26 protein-coding genes and 2 pseudogenes are annotated in these 24,226 nt (G+C 37.2%); 24 read left to right on the forward strand and 4 right to left on the reverse strand.

Annotation, left to right across the window (positions count from 1 at the left end):
• Positions 1 to 44: 44 nt before the first annotated feature.
• Positions 45 to 1,052 (reverse strand): gliding motility lipoprotein GldB, encoded by a 1,008-nt coding sequence (gldB, locus tag WG932_RS24265; protein ID WP_483085696.1) that lies wholly within the window; start codon positions 1,050 to 1,052, stop codon positions 45 to 47.
• Between the two features lie 427 nt (positions 1,053 to 1,479).
• Between gldB and WG932_RS24270 the strand changes: the two genes are divergently transcribed.
• The 17 genes and pseudogenes from WG932_RS24270 (at position 1,480) to WG932_RS24350 (ending at position 16,228) form a co-directional block, all read left to right on the forward strand.
• Complete coding sequence (locus WG932_RS24270) at positions 1,480 to 2,322, forward strand: fasciclin domain-containing protein (RefSeq protein ID WP_483085697.1); 843 nt, start codon at positions 1,480 to 1,482, stop codon at positions 2,320 to 2,322.
• A 327-nt stretch (positions 2,323 to 2,649) separates the two neighbouring features.
• Complete coding sequence (locus tag WG932_RS24275; protein ID WP_483085698.1) at positions 2,650 to 3,396, forward strand: polysaccharide biosynthesis/export family protein; 747 nt, start codon at positions 2,650 to 2,652, stop codon at positions 3,394 to 3,396.
• Entirely contained in the window at positions 3,369 to 3,566 is a 198-nt protein-coding gene (locus WG932_RS24280; protein WP_483085699.1) for a polysaccharide biosynthesis/export family protein, read from the forward strand. Before WG932_RS24275 ends, WG932_RS24280 begins: the two co-directional genes overlap by 28 nt.
• A 23-nt stretch (positions 3,567 to 3,589) precedes the next feature.
• The gene (locus WG932_RS24285; protein ID WP_483085700.1) at positions 3,590 to 5,266 is read left to right on the forward strand and encodes an SLBB domain-containing protein; all 1,677 of its coding nucleotides are present in this window, start codon (positions 3,590 to 3,592) and stop codon (positions 5,264 to 5,266) included.
• Positions 5,267 to 5,268: 2 nt separating this feature from the next.
• Positions 5,269 to 5,784 (forward strand): Wzz/FepE/Etk N-terminal domain-containing protein, encoded by a 516-nt coding sequence (locus WG932_RS24290; protein ID WP_483085701.1) that lies wholly within the window; start codon positions 5,269 to 5,271, stop codon positions 5,782 to 5,784.
• A 190-nt stretch (positions 5,785 to 5,974) separates the two neighbouring features.
• Positions 5,975 to 6,349 (forward strand): hypothetical protein, encoded by a 375-nt coding sequence (locus tag WG932_RS24295; RefSeq protein ID WP_483085702.1) that lies wholly within the window; start codon positions 5,975 to 5,977, stop codon positions 6,347 to 6,349.
• A gap of 14 nt (positions 6,350 to 6,363) precedes the next feature.
• Positions 6,364 to 7,266 carry an oligosaccharide flippase family protein gene (locus WG932_RS24300; protein WP_483085703.1) on the forward strand — a complete coding sequence of 301 codons (903 nt, stop codon included), beginning with the start codon at positions 6,364 to 6,366 and terminating at the stop codon, positions 7,264 to 7,266.
• Positions 7,229 to 7,678, forward strand: a complete 450-nt coding sequence (locus tag WG932_RS24305; protein ID WP_483085704.1) for a hypothetical protein — start codon at positions 7,229 to 7,231, stop codon at positions 7,676 to 7,678. Before WG932_RS24300 ends, WG932_RS24305 begins: the two co-directional genes overlap by 38 nt.
• The gene (locus WG932_RS24310; RefSeq protein ID WP_483085705.1) at positions 7,647 to 8,336 is read left to right on the forward strand and encodes a glycosyltransferase family 2 protein; all 690 of its coding nucleotides are present in this window, start codon (positions 7,647 to 7,649) and stop codon (positions 8,334 to 8,336) included. Before WG932_RS24305 ends, WG932_RS24310 begins: the two co-directional genes overlap by 32 nt.
• A gap of 210 nt (positions 8,337 to 8,546) precedes the next feature.
• Complete coding sequence (locus tag WG932_RS24315; protein WP_483085706.1) at positions 8,547 to 9,260, forward strand: hypothetical protein; 714 nt, start codon at positions 8,547 to 8,549, stop codon at positions 9,258 to 9,260.
• A gap of 8 nt (positions 9,261 to 9,268) precedes the next feature.
• Positions 9,269 to 9,970 (forward strand): O-antigen ligase family protein, encoded by a 702-nt coding sequence (locus WG932_RS24320; protein ID WP_483085707.1) that lies wholly within the window; start codon positions 9,269 to 9,271, stop codon positions 9,968 to 9,970.
• Between the two features lie 93 nt (positions 9,971 to 10,063).
• Positions 10,064 to 11,098 (forward strand): glycosyltransferase family 4 protein, encoded by a 1,035-nt coding sequence (locus WG932_RS24325; protein ID WP_483088716.1) that lies wholly within the window; start codon positions 10,064 to 10,066, stop codon positions 11,096 to 11,098.
• A complete protein-coding gene (locus tag WG932_RS24330) occupies positions 11,091 to 11,792 on the forward strand; it encodes an acyltransferase (protein ID WP_483085708.1) in 702 nt (233 codons plus the stop codon). Before WG932_RS24325 ends, WG932_RS24330 begins: the two co-directional genes overlap by 8 nt.
• Before the next feature lie 307 nt (positions 11,793 to 12,099).
• Entirely contained in the window at positions 12,100 to 13,125 is a 1,026-nt protein-coding gene (locus tag WG932_RS24335; RefSeq protein WP_483088717.1) for a glycosyltransferase family 4 protein, read from the forward strand.
• Between the two features lie 18 nt (positions 13,126 to 13,143).
• Positions 13,144 to 14,300, forward strand: a pseudogene (locus WG932_RS24340) (DUF1972 domain-containing protein).
• A gap of 933 nt (positions 14,301 to 15,233) precedes the next feature.
• The gene (locus tag WG932_RS24345) at positions 15,234 to 15,785 is read left to right on the forward strand and encodes a hypothetical protein (protein ID WP_483085709.1); all 552 of its coding nucleotides are present in this window, start codon (positions 15,234 to 15,236) and stop codon (positions 15,783 to 15,785) included.
• Entirely contained in the window at positions 15,704 to 16,228 is a 525-nt protein-coding gene (locus WG932_RS24350) for a sugar transferase (protein WP_483085710.1), read from the forward strand. The genes WG932_RS24345 and WG932_RS24350 overlap by 82 nt, the downstream gene beginning before the upstream one ends.
• Before the next feature lie 149 nt (positions 16,229 to 16,377).
• Here WG932_RS24350 and WG932_RS24355 read toward each other — a convergent pair whose 3' ends face one another.
• A complete protein-coding gene (locus WG932_RS24355; RefSeq protein ID WP_483088718.1) occupies positions 16,378 to 16,764 on the reverse strand; it encodes a universal stress protein in 387 nt (128 codons plus the stop codon).
• A gap of 19 nt (positions 16,765 to 16,783) precedes the next feature.
• The gene (locus WG932_RS24360) at positions 16,784 to 17,203 is read right to left on the reverse strand and encodes a hypothetical protein (protein WP_483085711.1); all 420 of its coding nucleotides are present in this window, start codon (positions 17,201 to 17,203) and stop codon (positions 16,784 to 16,786) included.
• Positions 17,204 to 17,622: 419 nt separating this feature from the next.
• Between WG932_RS24360 and WG932_RS24365 the strand changes: the two genes are divergently transcribed.
• The 5 genes from WG932_RS24365 to WG932_RS24385 all read left to right on the forward strand — a co-directional run bounded on the left by WG932_RS24365 (position 17,623) and on the right by WG932_RS24385 (position 22,941).
• On the forward strand, positions 17,623 to 18,012 hold the full coding sequence (locus tag WG932_RS24365) for a 2'-5' RNA ligase family protein (protein WP_483085712.1): 390 nt from the start codon (positions 17,623 to 17,625) through the stop codon (positions 18,010 to 18,012).
• Positions 18,013 to 18,524: 512 nt separating this feature from the next.
• Positions 18,525 to 19,289 carry a TonB-dependent receptor plug domain-containing protein gene (locus WG932_RS24370; RefSeq protein WP_483085713.1) on the forward strand — a complete coding sequence of 255 codons (765 nt, stop codon included), beginning with the start codon at positions 18,525 to 18,527 and terminating at the stop codon, positions 19,287 to 19,289.
• 44 nt (positions 19,290 to 19,333) lie between these two features.
• The gene (locus WG932_RS24375; RefSeq protein WP_483085714.1) at positions 19,334 to 19,537 is read left to right on the forward strand and encodes a hypothetical protein; all 204 of its coding nucleotides are present in this window, start codon (positions 19,334 to 19,336) and stop codon (positions 19,535 to 19,537) included.
• A complete protein-coding gene (locus WG932_RS24380) occupies positions 19,516 to 21,501 on the forward strand; it encodes a SusC/RagA family TonB-linked outer membrane protein (RefSeq protein WP_483085715.1) in 1,986 nt (661 codons plus the stop codon). Before WG932_RS24375 ends, WG932_RS24380 begins: the two co-directional genes overlap by 22 nt.
• Positions 21,502 to 21,513: 12 nt before the next feature.
• Positions 21,514 to 22,941 (forward strand): RagB/SusD family nutrient uptake outer membrane protein, encoded by a 1,428-nt coding sequence (locus WG932_RS24385; RefSeq protein WP_014020366.1) that lies wholly within the window; start codon positions 21,514 to 21,516, stop codon positions 22,939 to 22,941.
• Between the two features lie 49 nt (positions 22,942 to 22,990).
• On the opposite strand, the gene WG932_RS24390 is transcribed toward WG932_RS24385, so the two are convergent.
• On the reverse strand, positions 22,991 to 23,482 hold the full coding sequence (locus WG932_RS24390) for a DUF6702 family protein (RefSeq protein WP_014020367.1): 492 nt from the start codon (positions 23,480 to 23,482) through the stop codon (positions 22,991 to 22,993).
• Positions 23,483 to 23,574: 92 nt separating this feature from the next.
• On the opposite strand from WG932_RS24390, the pseudogene WG932_RS24395 reads away from it, so the two are divergent.
• Both WG932_RS24395 and WG932_RS24400 read left to right on the forward strand, forming a co-directional pair.
• Positions 23,575 to 23,906 (forward strand): annotated as a pseudogene (locus WG932_RS24395) (HupE/UreJ family protein).
• The gene (locus tag WG932_RS24400; protein WP_483085716.1) at positions 23,903 to 24,154 is read left to right on the forward strand and encodes a HupE/UreJ family protein; all 252 of its coding nucleotides are present in this window, start codon (positions 23,903 to 23,905) and stop codon (positions 24,152 to 24,154) included. Before WG932_RS24395 ends, WG932_RS24400 begins: the two are co-directional and overlap by 4 nt.
• Positions 24,155 to 24,226 lie beyond the last annotated feature (72 nt).

Consider the following 24,226-nt stretch of genomic DNA (forward strand, 5'->3'; position numbering starts at 1 on the left):
TACAAGGGAATAACTATTGTTGACACCCCCGGTTTAGTAATTTATTAGGGTCTTCTAGGTTTATATCCTGATTCTTTAAAAATCAATCTGGCATCATCTTGTTCCATTAATTCCGGAAGAGTTATGCCATTATTTGCTAGATAATCGTCTACTATATTCCAGCCTATCCATCTTCCTATTCTGCCGGGGGCATCTGGACTTATCTCGTCCGTAAATGGAGCTTCACCTGTATATTTCCTTATTATAAAAGGGTTGGTTTCAAAAAGCAATTCATTCTCAATAAAGTGACCCCATATCATTTCCTCATTGGCATAGCTTCCAAGTATTTCACCAGTTTCATAGCCAATAATAAACTCATCAGCAGTACAAGGCATCATGGTTTTGGTAAAATGATATGACTTTCCATAGAAAATCATTTCTGCCAATAAACTATTGTCAGAAAGCTTGGTTTTATTAAACTGGGTGGATATAGCCGTAATAATCATTGGTACTAGATGGGCGCTATTGTACCTTCTTAGAATATAATTAGGTAAATCTACCGGTTGAAATTTATGGTCATTGGGTAGGAAATAGTCCAGTCCGATGATAATCACTTCTTCAGTGATAATAAGGTCACTACCAAAACCACTTACGAATGTATAAATTGAAGGAATTGTATAATCAGGGTAATGGTATTTTATACCTGCAAATGCAACTTCTAAATCCTCTTTAATCTTGCTAATGTCCCCAAAATACGTTTGTACCTCTTGATACAATTCTACCATTCCGCTATCTTGATGAATCAATAGTAATTCCTCAGCAAGTTGCTCTTGGTTTTCAAAACCCATATTAGCGAACATGGCTTTGGAGAATTGAGGGTAAGCTTCCAAGTTCTCCAGCATCTTTTCTTTACTTAGTTCTTCAAAAAATAGCCCTTCCATTCTTTGGATGTTAATGGAAGTTAAGTTTTCCTCATACCCTGTAGGAACTTCACATTCTTTATTGGATGGCTTGCAACCAAAAGAGAAGGTTAAATAGAGTAATCCGGGAAATAAGAATTTGAATCGTATCATATTTACAAAGTTAGGCATAACAATCAATATATGTAACTTTTCAAATACAAGGTAAGAGTAGCAGTTTTAATAATTAATCACCTTAATTTTCATTTTTAGTAACGAATGTTTTGCGGCCCAAATTTTTCAAATTATTACTTCTTTCACTCGTTTTTGTCAATTGTTTAGGTTTGATCATTTTCAACTATTTACTGAAAACAGCAAATTCTTGGAAGCATGTCCTTCAGCTGGATTTGTGAAAATAATTTTTAAAAAAATTAAACTTTTTTAAAGTCTATGTGTTTGGTTTCAAATCAATTAAACCAACAATAACTAAACCAATTAAAATGATGAATTCAATAATTAAAGGAAATCAAAAATTATTAGGACTGTTTTTTTCGGGACGGTTTTTATATCCTCAAGTTGTTCAGAGGATGATCAGGTGCCAATGGAATCGGATGATAAAAATATTGTTGAGCTTGCACAAAGTGATAACCGATTCTCCACTTTGGTGGATGCTGGTCAGAGGGCAGAATTAACTGATGCTTTAAGTGCTGATGGTGCAATTACAGTTTTTGCTCCAACTGATCAAGCCTTTATCGATGCGGGAATAACTGACGTAGATGGTGTTGCAGTGGATGATCTTAAGAATGTATTGATGTATCACGTGGTACCTACGGAAATACCATCTTCAGCCGTAAGTAGTGGTAAGGTAACATCTTTAGAAGGGGCTCCATTTTACATTAGCATAGACCCTGATGGTAAAGTTTGGATCAATGGCCACGCTGAAGTTACAGAAACTGATTTAGAGGCGTCTAATGGAATCATTCACGTAATTAATCAAGTGATCATGAAGCCGACCATGTCCATTGCAGAAATAGCTACCGGTTATACACAAGAGGCAAGTCCTGAGTTTACTCAGCTCGTTGGCGCATTAACAAGAGCTAATTTAGTGGATGCAGTAAATGGAGGAATAGCGGATGATTTAACAGTTTTTGCCCCAACTGATGCAGCTTTTCAACAACTTTATGACGATTTAAATGTTGATGGATTTGAGGAAATTCCTTTAGAAACCTTAGAAAATGTGCTAATGTATCATGTGGTTCCAGCCAGAGCGTTTTCTCAAGATTTGAGAGATGGAGCTGAACTTCCTACGCTGCTTTCGAACAATACCTTAACGGTGGATTTAGGAGAATTAAATATAGAGGAAGCCGGTCTAAATACAGATTTGATTAATATTCATGCTACCAACGGTGTGATTCATGTTATTGATAAAGTAATGTTACCGTAATATAGGGTTTGGATTATTTTATGCCGAGACCGTAAGGTTTCGGCATTTTTTGTAAAATATTTTTTCAACGGTCGAAGCTCCCCATCTCTCCGTTTTTTATGAGCCTTTTTTAATCTTAACATCAGATGTTTCAGTTCTTTAACTTGGAGCATGATATATTATATTTTTTATTATGCCTTTAATGCGCAAAGATTGTCCCTTAAAGCAAGGAATAATTATCTTTACAGTTGCTTTACGGTAAATATTATGAATAACCTTAATTATTCATGTCATAAATAGGTGTGGGTAATGTGGCGAAGCTGTATAGCCACCAAAAATAAATTGGATATGATTTCTAAAAGACTTGTGAATCACCATTGGTTCCACTATGCGATTTTTTTTCTATTGATCATGTTGTCCCATGTGGCTTTGCCTCAGTCATTGGAGGACATTTCCTCAATAAATGTAGATGATTTGTCAGACCAACAATTGGAGCAATTGGTTAATAGAGCATCTGAAGCAGGATTCACTGAGGCCGAGCTGTTGCAAATGGCTCAACTTAGAGGGCTTCCTTCGTCAGAGGTAGATAAGCTTAAGGAAAGGTTGGAAGGTTTGGTGCTTATGGGGTCCTATGATGGAAAGAATTCTTCTGAGTCTCCCTCTAGAAGTCCTAGAAGACAAATGGAGTTCAATGAAATTACTCAAGGAATGATTTCTCCCCAAACTGATTTGGATAAGTTGTCTTCAGAAGAGCAACCCTATTTTGGGATGGATCTTTTTTACAACAAAACAAGAAGATTAACTTTTGAGCCTAATTTAAATTTGGCTACCCCAAGGAACTATATTTTAGGCCCAGGAGATGAGGTGAACATCGATATTTATGGACAATCTGAAACCTATTACCAAGCTTCGATAACTGCGGAGGGCCAAATTATATTAGAAAATATCGGCCCCATCAGTGTTTCAGGCTTAACGATAGAGGATGCAAGCAAAGTAATTCGGAATAGGCTATCTACCTATTATACGGGGCTAAGAGGAAACAAACCCAATACTTTTTGCAAATCACCTTGGGTAACATTAGAACTATTAAAGTAAATTTAGTTGGAGAGGTAAGGTTGCCAGGAACTTTCACCCTTAGTGCTTTTAGTAATGTCTTTAATGCGTTGTATGCTGCCGGAGGGCCAAATACCAACGGTAGTATGCGAAGAGTGAAATTAATTAGGAACCAAAAAGAAATTGCAGAAATTGACCTTTATGCTTTTTAATTGATGGAGATCCCGGAGTGAATATGACATTGCAGGATCAAGATATCATATTGGTTCCTCCATATTTGGCAAGGGTGAGTCTGGAAGGAGAAGTGAAACGGCCCAAGGTATTTGAAATAAAAGAAAACGAATCCTTTGCTGATGTACTTAGATTTGCCGGAGGATTTACAGATAGAGCATTCAAGGAGAAGGTAGGTGTCACAAGGGTGACCAATAAGGAAAAAGCAGTTTCCGATGTCTACAATGATCAGTTTTCTATGTTCCTTATGAAAGGCGGGGACCATTATACGATTGGAAAGATATTGGATAGGTATACGAATAGGGTGCAAGTGAAAGGAGCTGTTTACAGGCCCGGAAACTATGCATTTGAGCCAGGGCTAACACTTTCTAAATTGATAGAAAAATCAGAAGGTTTGAGGGGAGAGGCATTTACTAACCGAGTAAGTATTTTGAGGACAAAGGCTGATTTAAGCACCAGATTAATACAAGTGGATTTGGATGCCATAAAGAAAGGTACCGCTCCAGATGTGACCATTTCTAGGGAGGATATCATACATGTTCCATCCATTTACGATTTAAAGGAGGAATCTTACGTAAAGGTGACTGGAGAAGTTTTAAATCCGGGTACCTATGTTTATTCTGAAAATATGACCCCCGCAGATTTGATTCTGATGGCAGGAGGCCTTAAAGAATCAGCTTCGAAAGAGGATATTGAGATTGCAAGGAGAAAATCAGATCAAGCAGGGAGAGAATATGCAGATATTATTCCTGTAGCTTTAGATAATGAACTTGGTTTAAGCAGTAACCCACAGGTATTACTTCCTTTTGATCATTTGACAGTACGTAGAAAAACGAATTTCAGTTTGGAGAGGATGGTGAAGATTGAAGGACAGGTAAAATCACCCGGAAACTTCGCCATTAGTGAGGCAGAAGAACGGATTTCGAGTTTAATTTCCAGGTCCGGTGGGCTAACAGAATTTGCCTACCCTAAAGGTGCCACTTTGATAAGAAGGACTGAATTTTATAAAAACCAATCTGAGAAGGCTAGGAACAAAGACAATTTGCTCAATCTGCTTCAAAGGTTAAACAGGGAAAACTTGGAACCTACCGAATCTCAAAAGCAAATGATAGATAGAATTGGCAATTACTTATTTGGGATGAATGATTCAGTCGAAGGGAGGCTAGACCAATCAGTGGTTGAAGCAAGAGAGCGGTTGTTTAATGATATCTCTTCTTCCAGAGACGGTGTAAATCCTATTCAATTAAGAGAAACAGAGACTGTTGCCATAGACTTGGTAGCCATCATGGACAATCCGGGTTCTAAATATGATTTGATTTTGGAGGAAGGTGATATTTTAAGCGTTCCCAGAAAACTACAAACGGTTAGGCTTAGGGGAGATGTAATTTATCCTACCACCATCCGACACGAGAGTCTCAAGGGATTGCCTTATTATATTAACAAAGCTGGAGGTTTCAATGTGAGGGCCAAAAGGAAAAGAACCTATGTGGTTTATGCCAATGGAGAAGTCGCCAGGACAAAAAACTATTTATTTTTTAATGCCTATCCAAAGATAGAACCCGGCTCAGAAATTATTGTGCCTACTAAAGGACCGCGAATACCCATTAGGCCAAGTGATTTGGTTGGTATAACCACTGGCTTGGCTACAATAGCCTTTCTTATAACTCAGATTATTAACTAATTATGGGGGAGAATCAACACATATTATCTGACAAAATCACACTTAAAGAGTTGGTATTCCGCTTTCAAAGCTGGCTTGTTGTGTACAAAAAGAAGTGGAGGTTATTGATGGCATTTGTACTTGTTGGTGCTGCCTTAGGAGCTATAGTTTCTGTGCTTAAAAAGCCGGTTTACCATGCAGATACTACCTTTGTGCTTGAACAATCCGGCATGGGAGGGATGGGGAATATTTCCGGTCTTGCCTCCATGCTAGGCATTAACCTTGGATCCATAGGTGGAGAAAGTGGGCTTTTCACAGGGGACAATATAATGGAACTTTATAAATCAGAGTCTATGCTCAGTAAAACATTACTGAAACCCTTTGACTCTATTTCTAATCAAAGCTCGGGTGAATTGCTGATAGACCGTTACATTCATTACAACAAATTGGAAGAGAAATGGGATGATGATGTTGATTTCAATAAAATTGATTTTTCCTTGCCCCTGAAAAATTCTCTATTCAGCAAGACAGTGTGTTGAAAGAAGTGGTGAAAGAGATAAAGAAAAGTAATCTAATGGTGGAGAAACCCGATCGAAAACTTAACATCATCAAAGTAACAATTGCCAGTAAAGACCAAGCGTTTTCCAAAAGCTTCAATGAGAACCTAGTAGCAACAGTCAATGAGTTTTACCTTAAGGCTAAGACTAAAAAACTTCAGAAAATGTTCGGGTGTTGCAACATCAATCTGATAGTGTTAGAAAGGTGTTGGATAGTAAAATAAAAGCCTTAGCCAATTTTCAAGATAGGGTGCCAAACCCCAACCCCTTGCTCAAAGAAGGTATGGTGCCTTCTAAAAGTATACAAGTAGACATTCAAGCATCTGCTGCTGTTTATGAAGAAATCGTTAAAAACCTTGAGATTGCAAAAATTAATGACAGAAATAATACCCCTTTAATTCAGATAATAGATCAACCGAGGTATCCGCTGGAGCGGGCTGAAATAAAACTTATAGTAGGTATCGTTCTTGGAGCATTTATATGTTTTGTTTTAGGGTTTGTATGGGTGTACTTGAACACTTTGTATGTGACACATCTCAAATCTTGAGTATTTTTTTAAACATGTCGGATAAGCCTCCTTTTTCCTTTTATCATTTATTAAGGCATAAATCTTTATTAAATCTTATATTTTTATTCCTAATTCAGTCCTCAAATATTCTTGTTTCGATCATTGCGATGCCTGTATTAATAAGGGCAGTGGGGGTGGAGGAATTTGGAAGAATCAACTTGGCTTTTTCAGTCATTTTATTAGTAAATGTTTTGGTAGGTTTTGGGTATAGCCTGAGCGCTCCTAAAAGTGTAGCACTTAACCAAGGAAATTTATCGGCTTTAAGCGCCAAGGTTTCTGAAATTCTGTGGAGCAAGCTTTTCTTGGCCTTTATTTCACTTATCATTCTTGGTTTGCTGGGTTTTGTATTTGGCTTCTTCGAAGATTTTTTCCTGATTCTTTGGTGGTCCACGGTTTTACTGTTTAGTGAGGCTACTGCCAGCGTTTGGTTTTTTCAAGGTAAAGAACGCTTGCAATGGGTATCAGTCATTAATGTTTTTGCGAAACTTACTTATTTGTTATTGATAATTTGGTGTGTACAGAATGCGAATGACAGTTATTTGGCAAATTTTTTCCTTGGACTAACAGCATTGGCAGGGAATATTGGTTTGCTAATTTTCATTCATAATGGAATGAAAATTAGATTGATAAGACCTAAGTTTTATACGATTATTCGGTCTATAAAAGCAAACTTTCTTTTGTTTCTATCTAGCCTCGCTTCACATATAGCCATTAACGGAGGGTTAATTATATTGAGTTTTTTTGCTTCTGCCGCGGTTTTGGGGCCTTACAGTATAGCCGAACGAATAACAATGGTATTGAGAATGGCGCCTGTATTGATTAGTCAAGCAGTATACCCAAGGGCAAGCATTTTATATTATGAAGAAAGGAAAAAGTTTTTCTTTTTCTCTCGCTAAAGTAGAAATGGCAACTTTAGCTGTAGGAATATTGATCATTCTGGGAGTCCAATTAACCGCCCCTTTTATCATTCAACTTATTGCGGGAGAAACATTGGGAAATGCCGTGCTTTTCTTAAAGATTTTATCGTTTATACCCTTAGCTTCAGGTCTTAACCTGGGGAATATGCTAATGATTTTAGTTACAGAACAGAAGAAAGTGCTTTTTCATTCTACCTGGGTTTTTTCTGTTTATATGTTGGTGGCTTCTTTTTTCCTCACAGAATTCTATGGGGGAGTAGGACTTGCCATCGCTTTGATTTCTACCGAATTAATTATATTTATTGTCACTACTCTTCTTCTAAAAAGAAAAGAACCCTCCAACGTATCCCAATTTTACCGTGCAGTATTCAGTAGCCATAGTTATTCTTAATTGGAATGGTTGGGAGTATACTCAATCATGCATAGCGTCTCTGCTGGAGGCGGGGTATTCGGAAGGTGATCTTATAATTGTAGACAATGCCTCAACTGATGGTTCAATACCCAATATCAAAAGCCACTTTCCCAAGGCCCACCTTATACAGAATGCAAAGAATGAAGGTTTCACAGGAGGAAACAACAGAGGTATTCAATATGCTTTGACGAAAGGTTATGCATATGTGATGTTGCTGAATAATGATACCCAAGTTTTACCCGGATTTTTAGAATTCCTGATTGAAGAGATGAAGATTTCGGGTGATTTGGCTGCAATACAACCTTTGATTTACTGTATGGGAGATAAGGATGAAATTTGGAATGCCGGAGGGAATTACCATGCTTGGTTGGGCTATTCGCAAACAAATTATCAGATACAAAGTGCCCAACCTTACTTAACAGAGTGGATTAGTGGTTGTGCGATTTTGGTCAGATCTACTGTACTTGAAAAAATAGGCTTGCTGGATCATAATTATTTTGCCTACTTTGAAGATGTGGATTGGTCTCTGAGGATGAGAAGTCAAGGCTTTGAACTTAAAGTTCACCCCAAGTCGATTATTTACCATGAAGCCGGGGCCGCTTCAAAAGTAAGACCAAAGGAAGGCAGGGTTTTTTAGATCCCAAAGTTCACTTTCTGAATGTAAGAAATCAGGTTTTTCAGCTTAGAAAATATTGTATTGGCCCTAAGCAATGGTTGGCCTGGCCATTTCACTTTGCTAAGTTTAGCTTATTTATTTTTTCTTTACATTAAAAGGACGACACAGTAAAAGTAAAGCAGTGATGAAAGGAATATGGGAAGGATTGAAAACACCATTGAGGGCTAGCAAATGATAGGGTTATTACTGTTCATTCTTGTGGTAGTTTATGTGTTCCTACTGCTATTCATTACAGTGGAGAAAATAGCATTCAAGGGTGATTGGGATTATATCCTATTCTTCATGGTACTTTACTTGCCCTTTTATACCTCCATCTTAAGCATAGTTTACCAAGCCACAGGCTCTGAGTTTTTGGTGGCGTTTTTCCAGTACATCAAAGAACTAATTCTCTTTTTGGCGCTTTTGGGCTTTGTCTTTTACCAGAGAAGTATATGGAATTATTCCATTCGCCTTAATTTGGTGGACAAGTTGTTCATTGCTTTTACTGTTTTGTCCACCATGTATTCGTTTTTACCTTTAGGTGAAGCTACTTTTCTTAGTAAATTGTTATACCTCAAAGGAATTCTATTAATTCCTTTGTTCTATTTTTTGGGAAGAAACTCTGGCATGGGGTCAGCCTCCATCAGCAGGTTGTGTGGTTTGATTATGCTGATTGGTGTTGCTGCATTCCTTCTAAATATAGTAGAAAAAACTTTAGGGCTTCATTTTCAGCAAATCTCCGGTTATGCATTGTTTAATTTCGCCGTAAACAAGATAGAACCTACAGGTAATTACGGCTTATCTTGGACCTTTGAAACTCAGACTTCCGGGATGCGTTTGGCTTCTTTTTTTCTGATCCCTTGGAGCTGGCCAGCTCCTGTTTGTTGGCGTTTTCTACAGGATTGATTTGGTATTTGAGCAATAAGAGAGATGGAAGTTGGGTGTACGTACTTGTGATGATGGCTGCTTTCGGAAGTTTGATGATGACAGCCTCAAGAGCAGCCTTTGGAGCCTTCTTTGTAATGTTGGTTTTTATTGCCTTGGTGTTTAGACTTTATAAATTATTAGGGTTGGGTTTTGCAATTTTTATTTGCTTTGGGGCTTACGTTCTGTTTTTCGCATCAGATGAGTTTTATTATTTTATTTATGATACAATTACTTTTCAAAATGCATCCAGTGTAGGGCATTTGGTTGAATGGTTCCTTGCTTTGGATTCAATCATCAGCAATCCTGAAGGGATAGGCTTAGCCATGAGTGGAAATACAGGCAGTGTGACTGATGAAGTTCGAGTGGGGGGTGAAAACCAATTCTTGATTTATGGTGTTCAATTGGGGGTGCTTGGTATGTTTTTATACATTGCTATTCTGGGTTTCGGTATTTATAAGAGTTTAATAGTTTTTAGAAAAACTGAAAATCGAAATGCTGCCCGTATTGCTTTTGTGACTGCAGCTACTAAATTCGGCTTGTTGCTACCCTTATTTACAGCAAATGCAGAGTTGTATACTTATGTTTCTCTTACTACTTGGTGGATGATGGGTTACACCTTAGCAGAATACAATCGGATTTTTTCTGAAGGAGAAACTTCTCGCGTCAATCTTTCACAACCTTTAACATGAAAAACAAAAAAAGAAGGTTGTGCTTGTTGATATTTTTTTCAACACCTGGCCCAAACAGGTATTAAAACTTATACAGATAACCTTCTGATTCAAATAGAAAAGTATCAAGGTGATACGTTTACTTTTATAGTTTTTCCATCCAAAGAAAGTATCAAGAGGAGTAAAATGTTTAAAGGTAAGACGGCACGGTGGAAAAATTTGTGGTTCCAATTGCGCTATTTTTTCCATAAATTATTAGTTCTACCTGTTTTATCTATTTGGTACAAAACAGATATCGTTTTTTCACCGGACATTCTTTCTCCAATCTGGACCCGAGGAAAACGGGTTTCTGTGATCCATGATGCATTTTTTTGGGAGACTCCAGAGCATTACAATAAGTTATGGAGAAAGCTTTATCTTTTCCTATTACAGACGAGTGTTAGGTTGGGAACTAACGTAATAACAGTTAGCCATTATGCCAAAACAACAGTTTCCAAATACCTAGTCTCCGCCTTGCCCTTAACAGCCATACCTACCGGCTTGGATCTCAAGATTAAAAACCTTGATGAATTGGAGCAGCCTCCACTTCACACTCCCTATTTTCTACATGTTGGAGTGATGGAAAAAAGGAAAAACCTCAAGATGCTAATTGAAGCATTTGCTGTATTTTTAGAAAGGCAGCCATCCGACTATTCTCTCGTTTTAGTAGGGCAACGAGGACCTCGTGAAGCGCTTGATGATCATGATGGCATATTGTCGATGGTAAAAAAATATCAATTAGAAGATAAGGTTATATTTACGGGATACCTGAGTAAAGAACAGCTTTCTAGGTACTACAAATATGCTGAGGCCTATGTCTTTCCCTCAATAAATGAGGGGTTTGGTCTGCCGGTATTGGAAGCTTTTTCTTTTGGCTTGCCGGTGCTGATCGGACCTCAAGGAGCCTTGCAGGAAGTTGGAGGTGATGCTGTATTGGTAAGTAAAAGTTTTGAGGCAAGAGATTTTGCATCCATTATGTTTAAAATAATAGAGGATTCCCAATTACGAGAGTCCTTAAAGCAATTGGGCTATGAACGGCTATCATTATTTACAGGGCAGAAGTTTTTACTATCTTTGACGGATTATTTTAATCACATAACCAATGAGTAGTTTTCCCGGGAAATTTATTTCTAAGATTTCAGGTTTGGACTTTTCAGATCGGTTTGGGCCCGGTTGGGATAAGGTGTCTACCTTTACGGTATTGCTGAGAATGGGAGTATGGTGGCTTCGGGGATTATTCTTAAGACTTCGAATGAAATCTTCTAAAGGTATGTTATTGGTAGGTAAAGGGGTAACCATCAGACAAGCCGGTAGCTTTCAAGTTGGGCGAAATTTTGTGGCTCAAGATCATTGTGAAATTAATTGTCTTTCCCAAAACGGCATTATTTTCGGGGATAAGGTGACGGTAGGAAGTTATGCCATGATTCGGCCCACCAACCTATATGGAGGTGAGCTTGGGGAGGGACTAAAGGTAGGAAACAATTCAAGTATAGGCCCCTATGCGTATATTGGTTGCTCGGGATATATTGAAATAGGAAACAATGTAATGATGTCGCCCAGGGTTAGTATTTATGCAGAAAATCATGTTTTTGCAAATCCTGAGGTACCCATGATAGAACAAGGGGTAAAACGTTCCTTTGTGAAAATTGAAGATGATTGCTGGATTGCTTCCAATGCAGTGATATTAGCAGGGGTAACCATAGGGAAAGGCTCGGTGGTTGCGGCCGGGAGTATTGTAACCAAAGATGTGCCGCCCAACAGTGTTGTAGGAGGGAATCCGGCAAAATTGATAAAATCAAGGTAAGGATTAAAGAGCCTGTATGAATTGAATTGTCGCGGAGAATGAATTACGAATCACAGAGAACCTGCTGATGAAAACTTTTTAAAGGGAGTAAGTTATAGGTAATCCGGAGTTGAAATAAAGCAGCAAATACCATAGAAATAATAAGCTTTAACAGCTCAAACGATTCAGAATTATTATAATAAATGAAAAGTAAACCAAAGACAAAGCGTGTGATGATGTTGCATGGATCATCTGATCTATATGGGGCTAGCAAAATATTTCTATTTACGGCTTCCATTTTGCAAGAGGGGGTTTTTACGTTGTTGTTATTTTATCTGAAGATGGGCCACTTGCTGATGAATTAAAGAAACGAGGCATAAAAGTAAAATTGTTAAGGTTAGGAATCATTAGACGGAAATATTTTAATGTCAAAGGATTGATTAATAGGGTTAAAGTAACCTATAAAGCTTATAAGCAACTTGGGGCCCTCGCTAAAGCGGAGAATATCACTCATATATATTCAAACACAGCGGCGGTGTGGGTAGGCGCATTTCTTTCCAAGATAAAAGGCTATACCCATATTTGGCATCTCCATGAGATAATTGTGAAACCCAAATTTTTCTCTCTATGGCTGGGAAAGCTAGTGCAGTACAATTCTGATACGGTTATAGTAGTATCACAGGCAGTTAAAAAGCATTGGGAAAAATATGTAAGCGGAAATAAACTGCAATTGATTTATAATGGGATAGATTATAATCCTTACCTTTGCCAATCTGTGGGGTTGAGAAAAGAGTTAGGAATTCCTGATGACGCGAGGGTAATTGGGATGATTGGGAGGGTCAACAGTTGGAAAGGGCAGGAATACTTTTTGGAAATTTCGGAAGAATTAAATAAAAAGTTTTTAAATTTATATTTTCTTTTAATTGGAGACGCATTTCCTGGAGAGGAACATTTGTTTGAAGGGTTAGAACAAAGGATTTTGGAAAAAGAATTTAGCGATAGAATTTATAATTTAGGTTTTAGAAAAGATATATCCGATGTTTTGGCTACTATGGATATTTTTATTCTTCCATCTCTATTGCCGGACCCGTTTCCCACAGTAATTTTAGAAGCCATGGCTGCTGCTAAACCGGTGGTAGCTACAGCTCAGGGCGGAGCTTTAGAAATGATAGATCATGGTAAAACAGGGTACCATATACCTTTGCATAAAGCGTCGGAATCAGCCAACATCATTGGTGATTTGATTGATAGTAAAAGCCAAATAAATAAAATAGGAAAAGAGGCTAGAAAAAGCGTTGTGGGGAATTTTTCCTTGCCTAAATACAGGCAGGAAATTTTGAATATTTTTTCTTGAGAAGTAAATAAATAGAGTATGTCAAAAAACAACAAGCCGTTGCATGTTGCCATTGTAGGAACAAGAGGGTATCCTTACGTTTACGGAGGTTACGAAACTTTTGTAAAGGAAATGGGCGAGCGGTTGGTGCAAAGGGGAATAGAAGTTACCATATATTGTCATGCGCCATTGTTTGAAAAAAACCAAAAAAGGTAAATGGAATCAACCTGGTATATATTCCATGTGTAGAAACCAAATCCCTAAGTCAATTGACCAATTCTTTACTCTCAATGCTCCACGTTTGTTTTTCAAAGGTGGATGTTGTATTTGTAGTAAATAGTGCCAATGGACCTTTTGGAATTCTTACTAAACTGTTTGGAAAACCATCCACGATAAACGTTGATGGTTTAGAATGGTTAAGGCCTAAATGGAAAGGCTTGGGAGCAAGGTATTATTTGTTTGCATCCCGACTTGCCACTAAGCTTTATGATCAGTTAATCACTGATTCTGATGAGATGGAAAAAATTTATTTGGAGAAATTCAATGCTCCTTCTAAAATGATTGCCTATGGAGCCAATCCTAGATTGTCATCAGATAGCAGTTTGATTGAAGAATGGGGACTTCAAAAAGAATCTTATTTTTTAATAGTTGGCCGGTTAATTCCTGATAATAATGCTGACTTAATTGTTGAAGGTTTTGTGAAATCAAAATCTAAACGAAAATTGGTGATCGTTGGGGATGTTCCTTATCATGATAAATTTGCCCAGATGATGAAAAAAATCGACGATAAAAGGTTGGTGTTCACAGGGTATGTAAGAGACCAAGAGCAATTGGCTGCTTTGTATCACAATTGCTTTGCCTATTATCATGGCCATGAATATGGAGGAACCAATCCGGCCATGTTAAAAGCTTTGGGGTATGGATGTGCCATTCTCGCATTGGATACTCGATTTAATCAGGAAATGCTTCAACAAGGTAAGTATGGTTGGTATTTTGAAAAAAATGCAGCTTCAGTAAAGGAAATAACCGAGCGTGCAGAAAATTTACCCGAGGAAGTTGAAAATTTAAGGAAACATTCCAGAGAGGGATTAACAGACAAGTACAATTGGGAAATAGTGACCGATGAATATGAAGCCTTATTTAAATCTTTGTGTAAAAGAAAAATAAAAGAGAATTTAGTAGAAATTAACTATTAATCAATAAGGTTTTTAATGATTGTATTTTTAGTTTGTCCTGAACTTTACCCTTAATATTAATTATAAAAAAATATACCGGATTTTATCCGGTTTTTTTTTGCTTTTTTTACCGGAAATAGGCGGTCTATTACTTGAACCTATTCAAAAACATCGGCCTCGTTGCTGTTTAAATAATTTCACTATAGCATTGCGGTGTTAAAATCTTCAAACAGGCTTTATTTTTTCGGGAAGCTGAGGATATTCATAATCAGGGTTTAATTCGGATGTAAAACAGAATACTGTAAACCTTACTCAGAATTAGGGCTATAGTCGTCGACAGTAGGAGGTTATGCGGTAATGGTGGGAGCCTTATTTGGCCAAAAGGAAAATCGTTGTTAGCATTAAATTCTAAAAATACATCAATAATTAATATTAGTGGAAAATCTGCGGTATGTGCTTTATTTTATAGTATTTTTGTATTTGGATCTAACGGTCCAACTAAGTTGATAAGGGGTGAGGAATTTGGCCCCTTTAATTATTGATTGAGGGTTAGTTTTTTAATGTTTTTTTTATTGAAGAGTATTCATGGCAAAACGCTTTTATAAATATTTCCCTTGGCTGTTTATCGCAGTAGAGCTTTTATTTATTTTCATATTATTGGGACTCCTTACTTGGGCAAATTCCGGGGTAGTGTTTTTTCTTCCGGTTTTTGGTTTGATTTAGGGCTTTTAGGATTAGTATGGGTGATGGTTGTTTGGGTTAGAAAAGACTATAAATTGGCCAGAACTTCCGTCTATTGGGATACCCTAAAGCAATTCCTTGTGTCTTACGTATGGGGGTGCTGGTGTTCTTTATCTTGCGTGAGCATTTAAGTTTTTCTGACGCAAACAAACTGGATTTTTATCTGTACCCACTGGCGTTATTTCTTGTAGGGTTTTTAGAGTAGCTGTTCATATGGCTTTGCGAAGGTATAGGATTAGTGGAAGAAATTATCGCAAAGCTGTAATCTTGGGAAAAAATGAATGGAGTAGCCAATTGGCTCGGACCTTAATCAAAAATAAAGCTTATGGAATTAAGTTACTTGGCTTTTTCGATGATAAGGTGTTAGACAATCAGGTGCTTGGGGACTTTGATTCTTTTTTTAATTCATTTGGTATCGGTTCATTGGATATCGTCTATCTAAGCCAAGAAATGCCAAGTAAGCTTGTGCAAAGAATAGTAGACCATGCAGATGAACATCATTTTAAGGTTAAAATTATTCCCGGGCCGGCCTTGCAGTGGAATAAAAAACTAACTTTTAGTAGTTATGGACAATTTGTAGTTGTCAACCTTAATGAGATCCCTTTGGATAGATTGGGGAATCAGATTTTTAAAAGAGTATTTGACGTGATTTTTTCTTTGTTTGTCATTGTTTTTGTCTTTAGTTGGTTGATGCCAATCATTGCTTTCCTAATCAAATTGGAATCCAGAGGGCCTGTTTTTTCTTTCAGAAAAGGACCGGGGTAAACAATAAAGAGTTTACCTGTATTAAATTTCGAACCATGTTTGAAAACCCATTTTCAGACACCTTGCAGGCATCAAAAGACGATCCAAGAGTGACTAGGGTTGGTAAGGTTTTGCGTAGGTTTTCATTGGATGAATTGCCACAGTTTATCAATGTGCTAAAAAATGACATGTCAGTGGTTGGACCAAGACCACACACCGTTCCAATGAATGAGGATTTCAAACAAAGGTTAGAGAAATACAACAATAGACATTGTATCAAACCCGGAATAACAGGTTTGGCACAAGTGTTGGGTTACCGTGGTGAAATCATCAACCACTGGCAAATCAAGTCAAGAGTAAAACTGGATTATTTTTATGTGCGTAACTGGAGCTTTCTATTAGATATAAAGATAGTCTTGAAAACCCTAAATCAAATGTTTAGGGCAGGCGAGACAGCCTATTGATGAATACGAGAACCTTGTTTGGTTTTGAGGATAAGGTCTCCTAAAATTAGGCATCAACAGTTGGCCTTATATTCTTAATAGAGCTTCTAGAAAACTCATATTCTCTCCTTTTTCTTTCATTACCAGCATGGGGATATCTTGATTGTTGTTTACCAGTTTTTCAGCAACACTTCCCAGCAATACGGCAGCAGACTTTGATCTCCCCTACTTCCTACGATCAATAGGTCGGTTTGAATGGAGTGCGCAAATTCAAGTATGTTTTCAGCTTCGTCCTTTTTGTCATGTAGAATAAAAGTACAAAGGAGTTCAGGTAAATTATTTTCCTTCAGAAATTTATTAAAATCCTTTTTACTATTTTCAAGCATGATTTCAGCAAACTCATCAAAAGATTTGCCGGTTTTACTGTAGCCACTTGGCACCTCATACATATGACAACACTGTATGGTTGCATTGGTTTTTTTACTGATTTCCAGCGCTATTTGAATACTTACTTTTGAGTGTTTGGAAAAGTCTATTGGAAGTAGAATACTATTGATCTCCCCACTTGGTGGTGTTTCAGGAAGTAAAAGAACAGGTCGTGGATACTTTTGCGATAAATTTTTGACTAGGAGTCTGAAGGCGTTTTTCCTTTTTTCTGCCCAATATTAAAAGGTCAGTTTCTTTAATATTACACCAACGAAGCATGCTTTCCTGAGCATTTCCCTCCTTCACAATGATTTCATAATTAAAATCTAAAGTAGGTTTGCTTTTATCAATTTCAAATTGAATTTGACTTTCGATGGTTTCGTCCATAGGAGCCAATAAATCCGGGTACGCTGTAGTAACTTCTTCCGGAAGTATTAGGCTTTTTGAAAAATGAATAAAGTATACCTTTTCTATATCCAAAATTGGGACAAATATTTTGATGTTGGAAATCAATACCTCATCTAACTGAGATAAATCCAAGCCAACCATAACTTTTTTGAATTGCTCCATTGACCGTGCCTTTTAATCCGTTTTGCTTTTTAAATTGTGTATTTGGTAAATTTTTATGAATTTAACTTTTTGATTGCTTCTTTGAAAGAAGTTTTCCTTCAAATAATAAAATTTAAACACAACTGGTACCTAAACTTTGTTTTTGGATTTGACTAGGCATTCAAATTCAATATCCAGTCTAGAAACGATGCTCGGTCTTAGGGGAGTTTGTTCTTTAGAGTAATAAAGTAGATTCTGCTGATTTAGATACGATAATAAGATGTCCGGAAAAATGGGAAAATATTTTTTGGCAATTGTGCCTGATGAAGCGATTTGTGATGAGGTGACGATTTTGAAGGAACAGTTACGTGATTCTTTTGGATTAAAATATGCGTTGAGGTCACCACCACACATTACATTAAAAATGCCCTTTGTTCATAATGAAAAAAGAAGGGGAATTGATAAAAGCATTGGAAGCCTATATTAATAATGTAAAGTCCTTCCCATTGATTATTAGAGGGGTGGGGTCTTTTGGGAGTCGTGTGGCCTTTCTTAAATTAAGATACCCACCTGAGCTAAAGGTTTTTCAGCATGGCCTTGTTGATTTTTTTAAAAGAAGATTAAAAAAGAACCTTGAGCTCAGCGACACCAATTATTACCCTCATCTTACTGTGGCATTTAAAGATTTTAAGAAAGGTCAGTTTGAAGATGTAATGGCTTTTGTAAAGGATGCTAAGGTTAAACAATCGTTACAGGTTCATCAGGTTTCATTACTAAAAAAAGTGGATGGACGTTGGTTAAGGATTGCTGATTTTCAATTGACTAATTGATCCTTAGTCAACCAATATTGGTATTTATTGCTTGTGAATCCTGTGATTTTTTAATTTTTTTCAAAACAGGTAAAAAAATAATATTCTGACTATTTGTTTGTCGCGCTAATTTTATTTTGAAAGTGGTATTTATAAGGTGACCGCATGGTTAGATTCAGCCGTAAAATATTTTTCCTATAAAATAATAGGCCATATTTTGTAATACTAAAGAATTAAAATACGAAATAAAATAAAAATTACATTAACGGTATAAATTCTATGTAAGTATATATAATTATAAAAATAAAATTTAAAGTTATATATTTTTTTAATAGTAATGAAAAAATAATAAATAAATAATATTATTCTATTTATTATTTTTATTCAGAAAATAAATTTTTGTGTCTTGAAATTTTACAAAATATTTAGGATGGTGGTTTGTATTATCAGATTATAAATATTTTTATTTATTAATAAATTGATGGAAATTTGCATTATAAACATTGTTAAAAAACCTTAATCTACTATTAACTATGAAGAGAGTTTTACTTAGCTTAGCATTTTCGGTGTTGGCGGTAATCTCAGTGATGGCTCAAAGCAGAACAGTAACCGGTACGGTTACTTCTGAAGATGAACCCAATGGGATACCAGGAGTGAATGTTAGCGTGAAAGGAACGATGGTGGGTACCATTACAGCTATTGATGGTACTTACACTTTATCGATTCCTGAAGGATCAAATGTATTGTCTTTTAGCTTTGTTGGGTTTGAGACCCAAGAAAAGATGATTGATAATCAAAGTCAAATTGATGTATTTTTGATGCCTGATGTGAAGACATTAGGAGAAGTTGTAGTTGTTGGTTATGGTACTCAATCTGCAAAAATGTCCGTACAAAGCATCTCGAGTTTGGACAATTCTCAAATTGAGCGAATGCCAATCTTTACAGCTCAAGAAGCCTTACAGGGGCAAGCTGCAGGTGTACAGCTAACAGGAACCTCCGGTGTAGGTGGAGCCCAACAAAACATACGAATTAGAGGTGTTGCTTCTTTAACAGCAGGAGGTTCACCATTGTTTGTTGTGGATGGCGTTCCATTAAATGACGGAAGTAGTGGAAATTACTCCAATGAATCAGGGGCAGTGACACTTAATCCACTGATGGAGCTAAACCCTAATGAAATTGAATCTATTTCCGTTTTAAAAGATGCTTCTGCGGTAGCAATTTACGGTTCTAGGGGCGCAAATGGTGTAATTCTTATCAAGACAAAAAAGGAACAAGTGGTAAATCTACAATCAATGTAGATTTTTATAGAGGTGTTCAAACACCAACAACTGTCAGACCTTATATGTCTTTAGATCAATACAATCAGTACCGTTCTGCCAGAACAGGAGATCCGGTAAGTAGTTTTCCTCAAACCGGCTTTGATTGGCCTGATGCAGTGATCGAACAAGGTAAAATTTCTAACCTTAACGTAAGTGCTTCTGGGGAAGCGATAATACCACTTATTTTATTTCAGGTACTTACTTTATGCAAGATACCTATGCTTTAGGAAATGAATTGGATAGGTTTAACGGAAGGTTAAACATGACCCATAAGTTTTCTGAAAAGGCAAGATTTGGAGCAAATGTAGGATTGGCAAAGACCTTTAATGATCGAATCAATTCAGACAATAGTACTTTCGCACCCTTAACTTCTGCCTTTCTTCACTTGCCATATAACCAACCGTTTGATGAAAATGGCAATTATACCAGGCTGGGCTTCGTTCCAAATTTACTTGCGCTAGCGGATTTGGCTCAGACTGAATATATAACAAGAAGAACTACTGCAAATACTTACTTTGAGTTTGATATTCTTCCTGACCTGACTTTCAAAACTGATTGGGGGATTGATCAAATTCAGACGGAAGAGACCATGCGTTATCCTGATATTATTGAGCCTACCGGACAAGGGTACAAAAGAATAATTCAGGATTATAAATGGTTAAGCACTAATACGCTTAATTATCAGAAGTATGTTGGAAACGACCATTACCTTGGTGCGCTTTTGGGGTATTCTTATGAGCAATCCGACTATGCCAGCATGACGGTGGAAGGATCAGGATTTGTTAGTGATAAATTACCAAACGTGGCTTCAGCTGCTACCCCAACCATCACAAGTGCAACAGGTACAGGGTGGAGACTTGCTTCTTATTTTGCGAGGGTAAATTATAGGTATAAGGATAAATTGTTGTTTGAAGGTAGTGCAAGAAGGGATGGATCTTCTCGATTTGGAATGGACAACCGCTACGGTAATTTCTGGGCCTTATCCGGTGGATGGGTTCTTTCCGAAGAGAAGTTTTTGCAAAACAATAGTTTCTTGGATTTTCTAAAAGTCAATGCAAGTTATGGTACGGCAGGAAATGATCGGGTAGATAATTTTGCTTCTTTAGGCTTGTATCAAGCAGGTAGTTTGGGAGATTATGCTGGAAGTCCCGGTATCTATCCGAGCCAGCCGGCAAACCCGACACTAGGATGGGAAGAGTCAGCTCAGTTTGACTTTACCTTGTATGCTACAATGTTCAACAATAAACTGGATGTTGAAGCTTCTGTTTGGAACAAACGAACCACTGGATTGCTTTTAGATGTTCCAATTCCTTATACTACAGGTTACGCAAGCTATGCGCAAAATGCAGGTGTTATGAGAAATAGAGGAATTGATTTAATGATCAATTCCCTAAATGTCCAAACTTCCGGTTTTGAATGGAGAACAATTTTAAATGTTGGCTTGCTTGAAAATGAAGTTTTGGAACTTCCTGGAGCTTCGGAAGACAATGAGGGAAGAAGATTTGTTCAAGGTTCTTCCAGTCAGCGAGCAATTGAAGGCTATTCAGTAAATACCTTTTACTTGGTGAGATACAATGGGATTAACCCAGAAACAGGAGAGGCAGAATGGCTGAATGGAGATGGAGAACCAACAACTACCTATAGTACCAATGACAGGGAGATAATCGGTTCAGCGATTCCAAGAATTTCTGGAGGGTTAACCAATACGCTTTCTTACAAGGGCTTTGACCTTTCTGCTTTGTTTACTTTTACACAGGGAAACTATATCATGTTTGATGACCTTAGGTTCTTGTATAATCCAAATAACCTAAACTCCTTTAACTTGGATCCGCAATTGTTGGATTATTGGACAGAAGACAATCCAAATAGTTTTGCCCCTCGCCTAGATGGAACCACTCAATCTAATTTTGGACAAAGATCTACGATTCACATTAGAAAAGGTGATCACATCAGGCTTAGAAACCTATCGCTTACTTACAATGTTCCGACTGAAATTCTTGAAAGAACAAAGGTACTTAGAAGTGCTAGGATATATGGAATGGCGCAAAACTTACTTACATTCTCAAATCTTGAGGAGGGTCTAGAGCCAGAGATCAGTGGAAATGGAAGTGATAACCAAATTCAAGGTGAATCCTTCTTTACTCCTGCTCAGGCAAAATCATTCACTTTGGGTGTTTCATTAGGATTCTAAAAAAGCTTAACGATGAAAAATTTAAAAACAATATTATTTATAGGCTTGTTGGGCAGTCTTTTCTCTTGTGAGAATCTGGACATTGATCCCCAGCAATCCCTTTCAACAGAGCTCGCATTTGCTGACAAACAATCGGTTGAGGGTTCTCTATTAGGTGTTTATTCTTTGACTCAAGAATTGGAAGTATTTGGTTCTTTGCCTCAGGTGATTGCTGATTTTCAGGCTGACAATGTGAGATTTATAGGTTCTTTTCCTACACTACAAGAAGTCAGTATCTTTACTACCCAGGCAGATAATGCAACCTTAAGGGATGTATGGAAAGCACATTACCGTGCTATTTTAGCTGCCAATGCAGTAGTAACCTTTACCCCTGACTCTCCGGATGAAACACTCACAACTGAGGAAAGAAATCAGTTTGTAGCTGAGGCAAAGTTTATGCGTTCATTATTGATGTTTCAATTGGTTAATCTTTATGCTCAACCTGTTAATATAGGTGGTGAAGATGCTTTAGGTATTCCGATTGTAACAGACGCATTTTCCGGAGAAATTACTAATTACTCCAGGAATACTGTAGGAGAAGTTCATGCGTTCATTATCAATGAACTAAATGAAATTGTAGCTGATTTGCCTGACACCTATGCTACTTCTGCTTTCACTAGAGGAAGGGCTACAAAAGGAGCAGCCAATGCATTGCTTTCCAGAATCCACCTTTATAGAGGTGAGTGGCAATTGGCTGCAGAGAGAGCCAAAGCTGTACTTGATGCTGATGATATCTATGGTCTCGCTAGTAATTTTAACTTTTGGAGTGAGAACAATAGCGAATATGTATTTTCAATACAGAACTCAGAAATTGATAATGGAAGAACCGGCTCAGGTGGTTGGGGGTCATATTACAATTCTGCCGAAGATGGCGGAAGAGGAGATGCACCTTTTTCTGACTACCTATTGGATGCCTACGCTGCAACCGATAAAAGGTTAGCAGAGCTTTCGAAGGAAAATGTAAATGCTGAGGGGGTATCCTTAATCTATACAACTAAATTCCCTGACGTGGTTACGCATTCTGATAACTCACCTATCATTAGGACTACAGAAATTGTGCTGAATAGGGCAGAGGCCTTGGCGCAACTTAATGGTATCAATGATGAGTCCTTGGAATTGATCAATGAGCTAAGAGAAAGAGCCGGTCTTGATCTTCTAAGTGCCGGAGATTTTGATACAGAAGAAGCCTTTATTGCTCAAATTCTTGAAGAAAGAAGAAAGGAATTGGCATTTGAAGGACACCGAAGGATGGATTTATTAAGAAATAATTTACCTCTTAGACCTGAAGGTGACACTTATTTTGATGAATCTAAGCCGGGAGAAAACAAAACGATTCTACCGATCCCACAAAGGGAATTGGATATCAATACCGGATTGGTGCAAAACCCCGGTTACGAATAATTTAATGTGCTTAAAAAAGGTCACTCTCATAGTGGGAGTGACCTTTTTTTTAATCCAATTTTAGTTGTCCGCTGGTTTTGTCTTGCCTCGTTATAAGGCTCTTCGGCTTACGGTTTTTGTAAAAATTAATAATGTTTTGTTGCGTTGGAAAATCCGCGATTAACAAAGAATTAAAAATAGTGACTTCTTTCGGTTCTGTTATCTCTTCCGATTCCATATAAAACCAAGCAGCATCTTCTTCTATTTCATGACCCAGATAGCTGAGTTTTATAGCCTCCCCATTTACCTCTACCTTATTATGTAGAAGAACATAGCTTTCAATTATTTGCTCCAACTCTTCCGGGTTTTCAGGACGGAGAAAATTTACTTGTTGACCGGAGGCATTGGCAAGAGCAACCTCCATATCATTCCAAAAAATCTTTTGAGCAATCTCTATTCGCTTCCGATCATCGTTATACACCATGTCTGTAAGGCTAATATAGAAAGGATGGGCTTCCAACTCGAAAGAACACAGAACCAAGAATAGTTGAATTACAAGCATTAATAGGGGGTGTTTTTTTAATATTGTGCGAATAATGCGTTAATATTACAACAAAATTTTAAAACCTATAGTAAATAAATCACCTTATTCTTATGAACCAATTTCAATTGTATTTTAATCTGGGTATCCAGCATATTTTGGATTTAAAAGGTTTTGATCATATTCTTTTTGTTTTGGCATTGGCAGTTGTTTACATGATGAAAGACTGGGGAGAATCCTTGTGTTGGTTACGGCCTTTACTATAGGGCACTCCTTGACATTGGCACTTGCGACACTGAATGTGATTCGTATAAATACAGATTTAGTGGAGTTTTTGATACCGGTAACCATTGCCATTACTGCTTTGGTGAATATTTTTAAACCCAAATCAGCTTCTGGACGGGGGTACAGATCAATTATTTATTTGCCCTATGTTTTGGTTTGATTCATGGTCTTGGATTCTCAAATTACCTGAGAACATTATTAGGAAAAGAGCAATCGATATTTACTCCATTATTGGCTTTCAATTTGGGCCTTGAAGTAGGACAAGTAGTAATAGTAGTGCTGTTTTTGCTGGTATCTACATTGATTACCGGCATATTTAGGGTCAATAAAAAAGAATGGGTATTGGTGATATCATCCATTATTTTGGGTATGTCTTTTATGATATTATTAGATAGCGTGTATTGGTAGAATTCTATACATTAATGCCTTTTTTTCAAGTAATTTTAATGTAATTTAAGTAAATTTATCTTTAATCGGATA

This window comes from Cyclobacterium sp. SOCE241 (assembly GCF_056867545.1).

What these genes read in the sequence shown, in the direction of transcription:
- WG932_RS24375 (WP_483085714.1), top strand. Translation starts at nt 19,334, where the DNA reads ATGTCTTTAGATCAATACAATCAGTACCGTTCTGCCAGAACAGGAGAT.
- WG932_RS24315 (WP_483085706.1), top strand. Translation starts at nt 8,547, where the DNA reads ATGATAGGGTTATTACTGTTCATTCTTGTGGTAGTTTATGTGTTCCTA.
- WG932_RS24305 (WP_483085704.1), top strand. Translation starts at nt 7,229, where the DNA reads ATGAAGAAAGGAAAAAGTTTTTCTTTTTCTCTCGCTAAAGTAGAAATG.
- WG932_RS24370 (WP_483085713.1), top strand. Translation starts at nt 18,525, where the DNA reads ATGAAGAGAGTTTTACTTAGCTTAGCATTTTCGGTGTTGGCGGTAATC.
- WG932_RS24385 (WP_014020366.1), top strand. Translation starts at nt 21,514, where the DNA reads ATGAAAAATTTAAAAACAATATTATTTATAGGCTTGTTGGGCAGTCTT.
- WG932_RS24360 (WP_483085711.1), bottom strand. Translation starts at nt 17,203, where the DNA reads ATGGAGCAATTCAAAAAAGTTATGGTTGGCTTGGATTTATCTCAGTTA.
- WG932_RS24275 (WP_483085698.1), top strand. Translation starts at nt 2,650, where the DNA reads ATGATTTCTAAAAGACTTGTGAATCACCATTGGTTCCACTATGCGATT.
- gldB (WP_483085696.1), bottom strand. Translation starts at nt 1,052, where the DNA reads ATGATACGATTCAAATTCTTATTTCCCGGATTACTCTATTTAACCTTC.
- WG932_RS24365 (WP_483085712.1), top strand. Translation starts at nt 17,623, where the DNA reads ATGAAAAAAGAAGGGGAATTGATAAAAGCATTGGAAGCCTATATTAAT.
- WG932_RS24290 (WP_483085701.1), top strand. Translation starts at nt 5,269, where the DNA reads ATGGGGGAGAATCAACACATATTATCTGACAAAATCACACTTAAAGAG.
- WG932_RS24300 (WP_483085703.1), top strand. Translation starts at nt 6,364, where the DNA reads ATGTCGGATAAGCCTCCTTTTTCCTTTTATCATTTATTAAGGCATAAA.
- WG932_RS24380 (WP_483085715.1), top strand. Translation starts at nt 19,516, where the DNA reads ATGCAAGATACCTATGCTTTAGGAAATGAATTGGATAGGTTTAACGGA.
- WG932_RS24345 (WP_483085709.1), top strand. Translation starts at nt 15,234, where the DNA reads ATGGCTTTGCGAAGGTATAGGATTAGTGGAAGAAATTATCGCAAAGCT.
- WG932_RS24270 (WP_483085697.1), top strand. Translation starts at nt 1,480, where the DNA reads ATGGAATCGGATGATAAAAATATTGTTGAGCTTGCACAAAGTGATAAC.
- WG932_RS24390 (WP_014020367.1), bottom strand. Translation starts at nt 23,482, where the DNA reads ATGCTTGTAATTCAACTATTCTTGGTTCTGTGTTCTTTCGAGTTGGAA.
- WG932_RS24330 (WP_483085708.1), top strand. Translation starts at nt 11,091, where the DNA reads ATGAGTAGTTTTCCCGGGAAATTTATTTCTAAGATTTCAGGTTTGGAC.
- WG932_RS24285 (WP_483085700.1), top strand. Translation starts at nt 3,590, where the DNA reads ATGACATTGCAGGATCAAGATATCATATTGGTTCCTCCATATTTGGCA.